Source organism: Gluconobacter cerinus, assembly GCF_002723935.1.
GTDB lineage: Bacteria > Pseudomonadota > Alphaproteobacteria > Acetobacterales > Acetobacteraceae > Gluconobacter > Gluconobacter cerinus.
Window position 1 is genome coordinate 292,347 of record NZ_BEWM01000003.1, and the last position, 12,967, is coordinate 305,313.

Consider the following 12,967-nt stretch of genomic DNA (forward strand, 5'->3'; position numbering starts at 1 on the left):
CTGGTCTTTTTTTGTTTGATTCGCTATGGAGCATGGCTCCTTCTGTTATGAAAGTTCTGTTCTGATGCCTGCCTATCGTTCCCGCACTACGACCCATGGCCGCAACATGGCTGGCGCGCGTGCGCTCTGGCGCGCAACGGGGATGAAGGACGGTGACTTCGGAAAGCCTATTATCGCGATTGCCAACTCTTTTACCCAGTTTGTTCCCGGGCATGTGCATCTGAAAGATATGGGCTCTCTCGTAGCTTCCGCCATTGAGGAAGCCGGTGGCGTCGCTAAAGAATTCAACACGATCGCTGTGGACGACGGCATCGCCATGGGACACGGCGGAATGCTGTATTCCCTGCCCTCACGAGAGCTGATTGCTGACTCCGTTGAGTATATGGTGAACGCGCACTGTGCGGATGCCATCGTCTGCATCAGCAACTGCGACAAGATCACGCCAGGTATGCTGATGGCCTCCCTGCGACTGAACATTCCTGTTGTGTTCGTGTCTGGTGGCCCCATGGAAGCGGGCAAGCTCAATGGCCCAGGTGTTGAGCGTAAGCTGGACCTCGTAGATTCGATGGTTGCTGCGGCGAACCCGAACGTGACGGACAGTGAATCTGAACAGATCGAGCGCTCAGCCTGCCCGACCTGTGGCTCATGCTCCGGCATGTTTACGGCCAATTCCATGAATTGCCTTGTGGAAGCGCTGGGCCTTGCGCTGCCTGGTAACGGGTCTCTGCTGGCAACCCACGCTGACCGTCGCGATCTGTTCCTGAGGGCCGGTCGTCTCTCAGTTGAGCTGGCACGTCGCTGGTATGAGCAGGACGATGCCTCTGTGCTGCCGCGGAGCATCGCAACCCGGAGTGCGTTTGAAAATGCCATGGCGCTGGATATTGCCATGGGTGGATCAACGAATACCGTATTGCATCTGCTGGCTGCTGCCCGTGAAGGTGAAGTGGATTTCCACATGGCAGACATTGATCGTCTGTCCCGCAAGGTGCCGCATCTTTGCAAAGTCGCGCCTGCCAAAGCAGACGTTCACATGGAAGACGTGCATCGTGCAGGTGGTGTTCCAGCCATTCTGGGCGAACTCGATCGCGCAGGTCTGCTGCAAACATCTCTTCCAACCGTTCATGCTCCCACATTGGCTGATGCCCTTCAGAAGTGGGACATCATGAATGGTGGCGAAGAAGCGGTTAAAATGTTCAAGGCCGCTCCTGGTGGAGTGCGCACCGTGCATGCCTTCTCACAGTCCAGCCAGTACCATGAACTGGATACGGATCGTGAGAAGGGCGTCCTGCGAAGCCGTGCTCATGCCTTCTCGCAGGATGGTGGGCTGGCCGTTCTGTACGGCAACCTCGCGGAAGACGGCGCGATTGTGAAAACCGCCAGCGTAGCCAAAGACATTCTGACCTTCACGGGTACGGCTCGCGTGTTTGAAAGTCAGGACGATGCTGTTGCCGCTGTTCTTGGGAACAAGATCGTTGCTGGCGATGTCGTTGTTATCCGCTACGAGGGGCCGCGCGGTGGTCCAGGGATGCAGGAAATGCTGTACCCGACCAGCTATCTGAAATCCAAAGGGTTGGCTGAAGTCTGCGCTCTGGTGACGGATGGCCGTTTCTCGGGTGGTAGCTCAGGCCTCTCCATTGGGCATGTCTCGCCGGAGGCTGCTGAAGGTGGTGTGATCGGCTTGGTAGAAGATGGTGATCGCATCGTGATCGACATTCCAAACCGGACGATGCGTCTTGATATTTCAGATGCGGAAATCTCGAGCCGTCGTGAAGCCATGAATGGCCGTGGCGAAAATGCCTGGAAGCCGAACCGTACGCGTGTCGTATCCCGCGCCCTGCAGGCTTACGCGGCGATGACAACAAGCGCTGCCAACGGTGCTGTTCGTGATCTGTCTCAGATTATTGTGAAGACACGCGGCTGATCACGCGCTCTACGGCCTCTCTCAACTCGGGAGAGGCCAGCATTTTTGGTCCGTCATGCCCCGTGTTGGGCACGATATCGATGTCCCAGTTAAAAGGGACATCAAGCCTGTAGGCTTCTTCTCTGGCTTGGGCATAGGCCCACTGCCCTCTCTCCAGGCGATTGCGGCCTTGTCCCATGGCTTGGGCAATGCGGCCTGCCTCGAGAGTAGTTTCCACATCGTCCGAACCAAGCAGGATGGTGAGATGTTCAGCCAAATAACGCTTGATGGATTGCTGCTGGGTATTCTCCGGCCAACCATTGAACCCATAAGGGACTGGACTGTCAGTCTCTGGCTCCACGTATGTTGCCGGGTTCATGAGGATAATTTCGACCTCATTTGCCGGAGCATATGCCGCCACGCGGTCCAGAAACTGCGCGCCAGCTGAGTGGCCAATCAGAATAATGGGAAGATCTGGCTGCTGGGTTTCCTCCCATGCCCATTGTTCCATGGGCTTGATCAGTGTCGCAGCCGGGATTTCGTCCTGACGTACAGGAAAACCGCCGCGCTGATATTGCCAGGTTGGAAACTGCTTCAGAGGAAACGACGGTGAAAAGACCACCCCGCAAACAGCGCGTGCAAGCGGGATGCTTTGATCGCGGTATGCCTCGTTATCACGGTCTTTTGCCGCCAACACGAACAGGATAGCTCGTAAACGACAGCCGGAAGGTCGAAACGCGTCAATATCCAGCGACCGACCATACAGAATGGCTTTCTGGGAGCTGGGTCCGACAGGAAGCTCTGTGGCCCTGGCAACTGATGTCTGTGAAAGCATCATTGCCAGGGCAATCAGGAAAAGCTTGGGAGGCTTAGCCAAGCCGCGCAAGTGCAGCCTTGAGGCGTTCGAGATCATGCTCGAAGGTTTCAAGGCGCTGACGGTTTTCTTCAACCACTTCCGGCTTTGCACGTGCAACAAAATCAGCGTTGTCCAGTTTGCGACGGACCTTGATGATCTCACTGTCGTTCTTGCTGATCTCTTTTGCAAGACGTCCCCGTTCTGCATCGAGATCGATCAGACCCTCCAGCGGGATAAAGATCGTCGCTTCATCAAGAACGATCTGAGCGGCGTTTTTGGGAATTTCGCCTTGGAAAACATCAACGTCCGAGACGCGTGCCATGCGGCCAATGGCTTCAGCCCATGTTTTTGCACGAGTGAGGTTTTCTGGCGAAACATCGCGGAAAATCAGCGGTGCTTTCTGCGCTGGGGGGATATTCATCTCAGAGCGAAGCGTACGAAGTTCGCTGATCAGACGTACGACCCAATCCAGTTCTGCACGGGCTTCTTCTGCGTTCTGTACCGGCATTTTTTCCGGCCAGCGAATTGCTGTGAAGTCACCGGAATAGCCCAGTTCTTTCCAAAGTGTAGCTGTTACAAATGGTGTCACAGGCTGCATGAGGCGCAGAATCAGTCCTAAAACATGGGCACTGACCGCGCGAAGTTCGATGGTCTCGTCATTTTCCGCCGCGAAAACGGGTTTGGAAAACTCTACGAACCAGTCACAGAAGCAGCTCCACACGAAACGATAGCAGCAGTTAGCGTACTCATCGAACCGATAGTTCGAGAGTGCCTGCTGTGCATCCGCAATGGCGGTGTTGGCTTCCGAGAGGATCCAGCGCCCCAGACTGCTTTGAACGTTCGCCGGATCGAAGCCCTCTACGGGCTGTGCGCCATTCATTTCAAGGAAACGGGACGCGTTCCAGAGTTTCGTGACGAATGCACGATGCTCTTCAACGCGCTTGCGACCGAGCTTGATGTCGCGGCCTGAACCTGTACCCGCGCAGATTGCCAGACGCGTTGCATCAGCACCAAACTCTGCAATCAGGTCCAGAGGGTCCAGCCCATTCCCCTTGGACTTGGACATTTTTTGCCCTTTTTCGTCCCTGACAAGGCCGTGGATCAGGACCGTTCGGAAAGGCACGTCGTCCATGAAATGCAGGCCCATCATCATCATCCGGGCGACCCAGAAGAAGATAATATCAAAGCCTGTGACGAGGACGCTCGTCGGGTAATAGTGCGCAAGCTCGGGCGTCTTGTCCGGCCAGCCGAGAGTTGTGAAAGGCCAGAGGCCGGAACTGAACCACGTGTCGAGAACATCTTCGTCCTGCGTCAGTGGAACGCCATCACCGGCCTGGGCCTGGGCCTCAGCTTCTGTATTAGCGACATAAACACTGCCATCCGGGCCATACCAGGCCGGAATACGATGCCCCCACCAGAGCTGGCGGCTGATGCACCATGGCTGAATGTCTCGCATCCAGGCGAAGAACGTGTTCTGCCATTGTCTGGGCTCAAAAACGATTTTACCACTTTCCACGGCCTCTACTGCTGGGCCTGAAAGCTTTTTTGCATCGCAGTACCACTGCAGGGTCAGGCGCGGTTCGACAACCGCGCCACCGCGCTCGGCATAAGGAACCTGAAGCTTATGTGGTTCAATTTTTTCAAGCCACTCAAGACGCTCGAGTTCGGCGACGATGCGCTTGCGTCCTTCTTCCCGGCTTAGGCCAGCAAGCGCTTCCACAAACGCTACTGACGACAGGCCGTCGACATCAGCCAACTCGGCACGGATTTCGTCGAGCCAGATATGGGCTGTCTCATCCAGCATCGTGGGCGCAGACAGATTGTGTCTTTTACCCACTTCAAAGTCATTGAAGTCGTGAGCAGGCGTAATTTTTACGGCGCCTGTTCCCTTTTCAGGGTCGGAATAGAGATCTGCCACAATAGGAATACGGCGACCCGTTAGCGGGAGCGTGACAAACTTGCCCACCATGTCGGCGTAGCGTTCATCTTCAGGGTGAACGGCAACGGCAACGTCTGCCAGCATCGTTTCAGGGCGCGTGGTTGCAACCGTTATCGTACGTCCATCTCCAAGTGGATAACGGATGTACCACATGGATCCCTTGGTTTCACGGTTCTCAACCTCAAGGTCGGAAATCGCGGAACGGAAGTTCGGATCCCAGTTTACCAGGCGGCGATCACGATAAATGATCCCTTCCTCGTGTAACTGTACAAAGACCTTGCGGACGGCGCGTGAAAGCCCCTCGTCCATGGTGAAGCGTTCGCGGTCCCAGTCTGCCGAAGCACCAAGTTTGCGAAGCTGCTGGACGATCTCCCCGCCGGACTGCTCTTTCCACTCCCACACCCGCTCAAGAAAGCCTTCACGACCTAAAGCGGTTCTGCTGACGCCTTCTTTATCCAGCGAGCGTTCGACAACCATTTGCGTGGCGATGCCAGCATGGTCAGTTCCTGGCTGCCACAAGACATTGCAGCCCTCCTGACGCTTCCAGCGGATCAGAATGTCCTGCAGCGTAAATGTCAGGGCATGGCCGAGATGCAGTGTCCCTGTGACATTTGGTGGAGGAAACATGATCGAAAATGGCGTTCCCGGTGCACTCGGGTCGGCACGGAAAGCCCCGTTGTTCTCCCAGCTTTCGTAGAGAGACGTTTCATGATCAGCGGGAACAAAACTTTTTTCGAGCATGATAATCCAGAAAGTTCAGCGGCAAATGTTGGTAAAAGAAGGCAATCAGTTATTCGGGCGCAGGCGCGCAATCTCGGCGCGCACCAGAATTTCTACAAGCGAAGGCAGGTGAGCATCCAGCCACGTCCGTACCATGGAGCGCACTTCAGTGCGAACCATGTCTTCAATCGTCATGCCGCTGCTTCCGCTCACGACGGTATCGGACGGGATTGATTTTCCGTTATTGCTGAATGCGGTCTGCAGGTTATTGAGCGAGTGCTCTGCAGCAGCAATGGTTTGTGCGCCCATGAGATCATCCTGCGGCGCGGAGTTGCCGTGCTCTGTTTTTGCAGGCGACACCATCATGGATGGTTCAAGGGTCAGTTCGTCATTTTCAATAGCTGACGTCACGAGTGTGCTCTCCACTGTTTTGTTCAAAGTCTTGTCGTCCTTCAGGATCCGGCGGATCGAGCTAAGGACGGTGTCGATTGTATCGTCAGCGGAGCCACGCTGCGGCTCCGGAGATGGAGAGGTCATGACGTATGGGGCATCTTAAGCATTACAGGAAAAGCATCAGCGTCCAGGCTGATTGATCGCGTAGTCGCTCGTGCCCCACAGTCTGTTCTTGACCGCATTGTAATAGGCTTTTTCATCGTAGAGCGGGACACCCAGCTTGAGGTCAGATGCCGTCAGTCTTCCGATCGACGCTGCCACCGCATACGAGGAGATGACCAGGTTAGACAGGTGCTGAACCAGTGTCTGCTGGGCCTGCAGGAGTGTCTGCTGCTGCTGGAGAACGGCCAGTGTTGTGCTGGTCCCGACCAGAGCCTGACGTTCCACACCATCTAACGCAATTACGTTGGCGGAAATGGCCACGCGGTCACTGTTGATGGATTGCTTGAAGGCAACCATCTGTTGCCAGCTCGCCGCTCCTTTCTGAAGGGCTGTACGGCGCTGCACATCCACTTCACGATGGGCTGCCTGGGCCTGCTGGCGTGCACCGCGGATGGCAGAATATTCAGAACCGCCCTGATAGATCGGAATCTGGAAGGCCAGCATTCCATATTTATTATCTGTCAGAGAGCGGCTGTAACCCTGATTTATGGAGTGCTGAAAGGCAAGCTCAGCGGAAACCTTGGGCATAATCGCCGAGATCTGCACAGACACATTGTCTTTTTGCTGCGCTTCAGTGAAGAGCGCATTCACAACGTCTGGATTGTTCTGAACTGCAAGGGCCACGACTTCGCGCTCACTTTGAACGGGCAGCTTGAGTGGCTGTGGCGCTTCAATGTTTGGAGGCGCGGCAATCCCCACGACCTGCATATAGGTTGCCTGTGCTCCCTGAAGAGTTCCTTCCGCCTGCTGTCGCTGCGCTGTTGCGCTTGCAAGAGCTGCCTGCGCCTGAGCGACGTCAGTTCTGGTAATTTCGCCGACGTGGAAGCGTTCTTGCGTGGCCTGGACCTGCTGCTGGAGAACGCGCTCGTTATTGATGGCGAGCTGCAAAAGCTGCTCGTCCTGAACGACGCCTACATAGGCATTGACGACATTTGTGAAGACTGTCTGCTCTGTCGAGATCAGTTTGGCGCGTTCAGCCATGACCTGATTTGTCGCTGCGTGAATGCCAGCAACAGTTTTGCCGCCTTCATACAAAGGCTGGGTAATATTAACACCGCCGCTGTATCCAGGCGTCTGATAGCGCTGGTTCGTCCCCAGATTACCGCTGCCGGCTGCATAGTTGGTCTGACCGTCGTAGTAGGTCAGGTTCATTGTTGTCTGGATGGTCGGGTGCCAGCCCGCCATTGCGGTCGGAACCTGCTCATCTGTTGCACGCAGGCGGGCACGCTCCTCTCGGAGAGTGGGGTTTGTCAGATAGGCAGTGGAAAGAGCTTCCTGCAAAGTATGTGGGACGAAGGTCGGGGACCCGCTCCCGTCATACTTCTGAGCCAGGGCTGTTCCGCTCAGGAGAAAGCTCAGAAGACCCAGTCCCAAGGGACCAGATAGAGCCTTTGTGCCGTTGCATCCTGAAGTCATGAGATATCCTGCCATCTGAACACTGTATCGCAGCGTTTCGTGAATCAGCCCTTAATAGCCTGATCCCTCTCAGAAGAAAAATCCTCATCGAGGCTGAAATATCTCTCTTGACCAAAATGTCCTGAAAGACGATATAGCCCCTGTCTCCTCCGAGGTCCGGTGGCAGAATGGTGATGTAGCGGACTGCAAATCCGCGAATGTGGGTTCGATTCCCGCCCGGACCTCCAGAGAGACTACTTCCCCCGCAGAAAATAGCCGTTTTTCCTGATATTCTAAAAATCAGAAATTCGATTTTACCATTTTCAAATAAAGCATTGGCTTTTTTGATCGGCTGGCTGTGTGTATCGCGTCGCGTTAGCCAGCCGTCTTGCTCAGTCTGTCAGGAGTGAGCCTCTGCATAGGCTGCGGCTGCCCCAAAGAGGCCAGGCTGGGGATGCGTGATGATTTTGACAGGCATTTCGCTCATCATGGTCTCAAAGCGCCCTTTTGCGACGAAACGTTCGGCAAAGCCGGATTCACCGAGAATATTCGCCAGGCGCAGTCCTAGGCCGCCGGCAATCACAACGGCATGGGCGCCGTGTGCCAGTGCCAGATCACCAGAAACGGCACCAAGGCTCAGACAGAAACGCTCCAGAGCTGCGGCTGCAATCGTGTCGGAGCCTTCCATGGCGTTCTGCCAGAGCGTTCTGTTATCGCGTAGCGTAATGGGCAGGCCCTGCTGTTCAGCAATGACTTCGTAAAGGTTGGTCAGGCCGGGGCCAGACACGATGCGTTCTGCTGAAACGCGCCGGAAACGCTGGCGGAGCGCCTTGAGGATGTTGTCCTCAACTTCGTCGAGTGGTGGGTAGTCGAGGTGGCCGCCCTCGGTCTCCATGACAAAGTATTTTTCTCCACGGCGTAGCAGGCAGGCTGCTCCCAGACCTGTGCCTGGACCGACAATCGTGATGGTTCCCTGCGATGGCAGGTCCACATCAGGGCCGCACAGATGTCTCATGTATGATGAATCAACCTGAGCGACCGCATGAGCCACGGCACCGAAATCGTTGACCAGAACGAAGTTGTCGAGATGCAGACGGCTGGCAAGCTGCGTCGGATGGATGACCCAGGGATTATTGGTCATCTTCAGGATTTCACCTGTAACCGGACAAGCTACGGCAATCCCGGCTTCCCTGGGTAAAGGGCGGTCCAATGTTCTGCCAAAAGCTTCCCAGGCCAGAGCCAGGCTTGCGTGTTCCGCGCATTTCAGGGTGACGGCTTCACCCAGTTCAGCGACGGTTCCGTTTTCGATGCTTGCGATTGCAAAACGGGCATGGGTGCCGCCGATATCGACCGCAACGATTTCCCTCATGACAACTATCCTCTGGCCTGTCTGGCATCTGTTGAATGTGGAAGCAGTCGCCTACCGGCAGCATGCCGTCAAGTTAGTGAGAGGCGGCTTTTCTTAATTTGCAGCACGTTGTCGCACTTCGGCGGAACGCAGCAGGCGATGAACGATTGGCCGCGGCACCAGCATCTCCAGAAGTCGGGCCAGAGCGAAGGGCCATGGAAACAGAAGATGCGCCCGTCCTTGGCCGATGGCGCGTGCGATGAGGCGCGCTGCTTTGGTGGAGGACACCAGGAGCGGTCGAGCCCCTTCCAGACGCTGGCTCATGGGGGTGTCGACATATCCCGGAGAGACAAGCGTCACATGTACATTGTGCGGTGTCATGGCGGCATGAAGCGCTGTGCTGAAACGGGCAAGGCCAGCTTTTGAGCCGCTATAGGCCGTTGCGACAGGAAGATCATGGAATGCAGCAACAGAACCGATGAGGGCGATATTTCCGCCTCCTCGTGGAGCCATGCGCCGTGCCATTTCGGTGGCCAGGGTCACGGGCGTCGTGAAGTTGACGAGCGAAATGGTTTTTACCTGCTCCGGGAGTTCCGTGAGTTCATTTTCCGGGCGGATGTCTCCCAGCCCTGCACCGAGAACGAGAATATCAATCGGGCTGACGTCGTCGGCTTTTCGTAAGGCAACAAGGGCCGCGTCTGTGTCACACAGATCAAGAGCGAGAGTTTCTGTCGTGGCGCCGTGGCGTTGGGCCTGCGCTGCGACCTTATCCAGTCGCTCTTGGTTGCGGCCCCATAGAACAAGATGTGTTCCTGCCCGCGCATAGTGAAGTGCGAGTGCCTCACCGATGCCGCTCGAGGCTCCGGTGATCAGAATTCGTGACTGAGGGCCGCGTCTGGAAAGCGGAAAGGTTGCCATGCGAGAGATATCCACGTTGAAAGTCATGGTCGGATTGGTAATGGGAGGGTATAGCCTTCCGGTGCGAAAAAATGCGACCCTGTGCTGTTAAGGCATATTACTCCATTAGCTCTGAAAAATTTTTCAACCAGAGGTGCAAGGCCCGACCCTATGACATCGCCCGCTCCGCAAGATGATCTAGTAGTCCGTCCGGTTACGACGCGGGCACATTTGAAGCTCTTTATTACCCTGCCCCGCCGTATTTACGCTGGAATGCCCGGGTTTGTTCCACCACTGGACATGGAACAGAATGACCTTCTGAACCCCAAGAAAGCTGCCATTTTCCGTCATGCCAGCATTCGCTATTTTCTGGCTTGGCGTGGTGACACCCCTGTCGGGCGTATTGCTGCGATTGTTGATCATCGTGCGATTGAATTCTGGGGTGAGAAAACAGGGTCTTTTGGCGCACTGGATGCTGTGCCGGAGGCGTCCGTTGTTGCAGCTCTCCTGAGTGCTGCCCGTCACTGGCTTCGCCTTCAGGGCATGGATCGCGTGCGTGGTCCGGTTACGCTGAGCGGGAATGGTGAATCCGGGCTCATGATCGAGGGGCAGGATCAGCCACTCATGATTGCGATGCCCTGGCACCCCAAACTTCTGGGGCAGCTGGTTGAAGGCGCTGGCTACGAACGAAGCGAAGACCTTCTGAGCTACCGTTTCGATCTGACGGAAGAAAACAGGGCCAACTTTCGCGTTCCGGGTGATTTGAAAATCGGGGAAGGTCGTCTCGGATCCATTTCCGTGACGCGTCTTTCCAAGAAGCAGATCGCAGCGCAGGGTGAAGTCCTGCGGACGCTCTACAACGATGCCTGGAGTGGAAAGTACAATTTCGTGCCTTTGCAGGACTACGAAATGAAGGCGATGATCAATCAGCTCAAGCCGCTGCTGAGACCCGAGCACTATGTTCAGATTGATCAGGACGGTGAGCCGGTGGCCATGGCTCTGGTTGTACCCAATCTTTACGATATTGCAGGCGATCTCGGTGGTGATCCTACCCCGCTCGGTTGGATCAAGCTTGCTGCCCGTCTGGGACTGCATCGCTTCCATTCTGCGCGTGTCATTCTGTTGGGCGTCACGCGCAAGCTTCAGGGTACGATGCTGGGCTCCCTCCTGCCCTCTTTGGCAATCTCGGAACTGCTGCGTCGCGGGCGCTCTTTACCCTATTCCTGGGTAGAACTTGGGTGGATTCAGGAATCTGACACAAGAATGAAGAATTTGGCGGAAGCTGTAGTTCCGCATCCGTACAAGCGTTATCGCCTGTATGAACGCTCAGTCCAGGATTGAGCTCTGAAAGGGGTGCCAGCTTTAGAAGTGCTGCCACCCTTTTTTTTGTATTCCCATAACCTGTCCCTCGGCATTTAGAACGTGCACTCCCGCTCCTGAGCGGATGGCCCCGATACGAGTGACGGGCACGTTTCTTTGAGAGCACGCCTGAACCAGCATGCTCTCGTTTTCAGGGGCACAGCTTAAAAGAAGCTCGTAATCATCGCCGCCTGTGAGACGTTGTTCGAGCCATTGTGACCCAAGGGTATTGGCGGCCGAAGACGCCGGAACTGTGTCTGCCAAAATATCTATGGCCACACCGGATTCTGCCGCGATATGACCGCAGTCCTGTATCAGGCCGTCGGAAATATCCATCGCCGCATGCACAAGCCCATTCAGGTTCAAACCCGTTCGTGGACGGGGCAAACGGTATCTCTCTGACAGGAAACCTGTTGGATCAGAAATTTTCCCTTGGAGGGCTAACAGGCCAAGCGCGGCATCACCGATTGTTCCGGTAACCCACAGGCTGTCACCAGCTTTGGCTCCGCTCCGGCGAAGAGCAGTGTCTTTTTTCAGCCGTCCAAAAACTGTTGCAGACAGAACAAGTGGACCCGCCGTCGAGGTCGTGTCTCCCCCGAGCAGCGTTACGCCGTAGAGCTTCTGATCCTCCGCCAAACCCGCAGCAAACGAACTGAACCACACGTCATCGTAGCGAGATGCATGTGGGATGGTGACGTTCAGGGTGTAGGCATAGGGCTCTGCGCCCATGGCGGCGAGATCTGAGAGATTGCAGCGGAGAAGCTTGCGTCCCACTGTTTCAGGGGGATCTTCCGTCAGAAAATGGACGTTCTCGACCATAGTGTCGGTAGAAATGGCCATCTCCTGCCCCGAGGGGCAGGAGATCAGCGCGCAGTCGTCTCGAAGGTCGAGACTTTCCGGGCCAGCGAGCTGCCGGAAATGTCGGGCGATGAAACTGAATTCGCCCGACATGCTTCAGGTGTTGCTTTCGTTGCGCCGGCTGACGGCATCAAGAATGCCGTTCACCATCTTTGGCTCATCCCCGAAGAAAAAGCCGTGCGCAACATCCATATATTCATTGATCACGATACGGTCGGGTGTATCGGTATCAGCGATTTCGAATGTTGCGGCCCGGAGCAGTCCGCGAAGAACGGGATCGAGGCGCGTCATGGGCCACTGCTCGGGCAGCAGATCACTTAGCGTGTGGTCGATCTTGTCCTGATCGAGCGTTACGCCACGAACAATTTCCTGCATCAGAGTCAGGTCGGCATCAGGAATGTGGCCGTCTTCGAAGGATGCTGTCGGGCTGACGCGGCGGTGACGGAGAAACTGGCCGAGAACGGTCTCCGCATTGTCGCCGGACTGTTCGCACTGGAACAGAGCCTGAACGGCTGCAACACGGGCAATTGTCCGGCTGCGGCGCGTTGGTCGGCTGTTGGGCGCGTCTGATGCGGTCATGGTGTCTCCTGGGAGTCGTTTTTTCCGGGAGACGCGTCTGCGTCCCCGGTTATGGGGTTCATGTCGGCGAGGATCTTCGAGAAAGCCTCGACCTCGCGGAAGTCGCGATAAACGCTGGCGAAGCGGACATAAGCCACACCGTCCACCTCGCGCAATGCGTCCATCGCAAGTTCGCCGATACGATGTGAAGAAATATCCTGCTCTCCGGACGCTTCAAGCTGCCGGACAAGCCCATTGACCAGGCGTTCCTGTCGCTCTTCTTCAACGGGGCGTTTGCGCAAAGCGACGCGGATCGAACGGCTGAGCTTGTCCCGATCGAAGGGGACACGCCGGCCATCTGCCTTGATAACGTTCAACTCGCGAAGCTGGACACGCTCTACAGTTGTGAAGCGCTGTGTGCAGACCGAGCAGACGCGCCGACGTCTGATCGCGGTCCCGTCTTCACTGGACCGGCTGTCCTTTACCTGAGTGTCGTCGTGTCCGCAGAAAGGGCAACGCATG

At 56.0% G+C, this 12,967-nt stretch carries 11 protein-coding genes and 1 tRNA gene; 3 read left to right on the forward strand and 9 right to left on the reverse strand.

The features are described 5' to 3' along the window. Positions 1–64: 64 nt before the first annotated feature. Positions 65–1,921, forward strand: a complete 1,857-nt coding sequence (gene ilvD / locus GCE01_RS08510; RefSeq protein WP_099212435.1) for a dihydroxy-acid dehydratase — start codon at positions 65–67, stop codon at positions 1,919–1,921. On the opposite strand, the gene GCE01_RS08515 is transcribed toward ilvD, so the two are convergent. Genes GCE01_RS08515 through GCE01_RS08530 form a run of 4 tightly spaced genes read right to left on the reverse strand, consistent with a single transcriptional unit; the run spans position 1,899 to position 7,446 of the window. Then, entirely contained in the window at positions 1,899–2,813 is a 915-nt protein-coding gene (locus GCE01_RS08515) for a hypothetical protein (RefSeq protein ID WP_244591135.1), read from the reverse strand. The two genes, ilvD and GCE01_RS08515, sit on opposite strands and share 23 nt — an antisense overlap. Continuing rightward, complete coding sequence (locus tag GCE01_RS08520) at positions 2,770–5,436, reverse strand: valine--tRNA ligase (protein WP_099212437.1); 2,667 nt, start codon at positions 5,434–5,436, stop codon at positions 2,770–2,772. The genes GCE01_RS08515 and GCE01_RS08520 overlap by 44 nt, the downstream gene beginning before the upstream one ends. A gap of 45 nt (positions 5,437–5,481) precedes the next feature. Further along, complete coding sequence (locus GCE01_RS08525; RefSeq protein ID WP_099212439.1) at positions 5,482–5,952, reverse strand: DUF2497 domain-containing protein; 471 nt, start codon at positions 5,950–5,952, stop codon at positions 5,482–5,484. 36 nt (positions 5,953–5,988) lie between these two features. Beyond that, positions 5,989–7,446: a TolC family outer membrane protein gene (locus GCE01_RS08530; RefSeq protein WP_099212441.1), complete on the reverse strand. Its 1,458-nt coding sequence runs from the start codon at positions 7,444–7,446 to the stop codon at positions 5,989–5,991. 153 nt (positions 7,447–7,599) lie between these two features. On the opposite strand from GCE01_RS08530, the gene GCE01_RS08535 reads away from it, so the two are divergent. Continuing rightward, positions 7,600–7,673: transfer RNA gene (locus GCE01_RS08535), tRNA-Cys, on the forward strand. 152 nt (positions 7,674–7,825) lie between these two features. Here the strand turns inward: GCE01_RS08535 and glk are convergent. Both glk and GCE01_RS08545 read right to left on the reverse strand, forming a co-directional pair. Next, on the reverse strand, positions 7,826–8,794 hold the full coding sequence (glk, locus tag GCE01_RS08540; protein WP_046901518.1) for a glucokinase: 969 nt from the start codon (positions 8,792–8,794) through the stop codon (positions 7,826–7,828). 93 nt (positions 8,795–8,887) lie between these two features. After that, positions 8,888–9,691 (reverse strand): SDR family NAD(P)-dependent oxidoreductase, encoded by an 804-nt coding sequence (locus GCE01_RS08545; protein ID WP_174694823.1) that lies wholly within the window; start codon positions 9,689–9,691, stop codon positions 8,888–8,890. Positions 9,692–9,841: 150 nt separating this feature from the next. Here GCE01_RS08545 and GCE01_RS08550 point away from each other — a divergent pair, with 150 nt between their 5' ends. Then, positions 9,842–11,011 carry a hypothetical protein gene (locus tag GCE01_RS08550; protein ID WP_099212443.1) on the forward strand — a complete coding sequence of 390 codons (1,170 nt, stop codon included), beginning with the start codon at positions 9,842–9,844 and terminating at the stop codon, positions 11,009–11,011. Positions 11,012–11,032: 21 nt separating this feature from the next. Here GCE01_RS08550 and thiL read toward each other — a convergent pair whose 3' ends face one another. The 3 genes from thiL to nrdR are packed head-to-tail and all read right to left on the reverse strand — an operon-like array spanning position 11,033 to position 12,966. Continuing rightward, the gene (gene thiL, locus GCE01_RS08555) at positions 11,033–11,980 is read right to left on the reverse strand and encodes a thiamine-phosphate kinase (protein WP_099212445.1); all 948 of its coding nucleotides are present in this window, start codon (positions 11,978–11,980) and stop codon (positions 11,033–11,035) included. A 3-nt stretch (positions 11,981–11,983) separates the two neighbouring features. Continuing rightward, complete coding sequence (gene nusB / locus GCE01_RS08560) at positions 11,984–12,466, reverse strand: transcription antitermination factor NusB (protein ID WP_046901521.1); 483 nt, start codon at positions 12,464–12,466, stop codon at positions 11,984–11,986. Continuing rightward, positions 12,463–12,966, reverse strand: coding sequence for a transcriptional regulator NrdR (gene nrdR / locus GCE01_RS08565; protein WP_046901522.1), 504 nt, complete (start codon positions 12,964–12,966; stop codon positions 12,463–12,465). The genes nusB and nrdR overlap by 4 nt, the downstream gene beginning before the upstream one ends. Position 12,967: the final 1 nt, after the last annotated feature.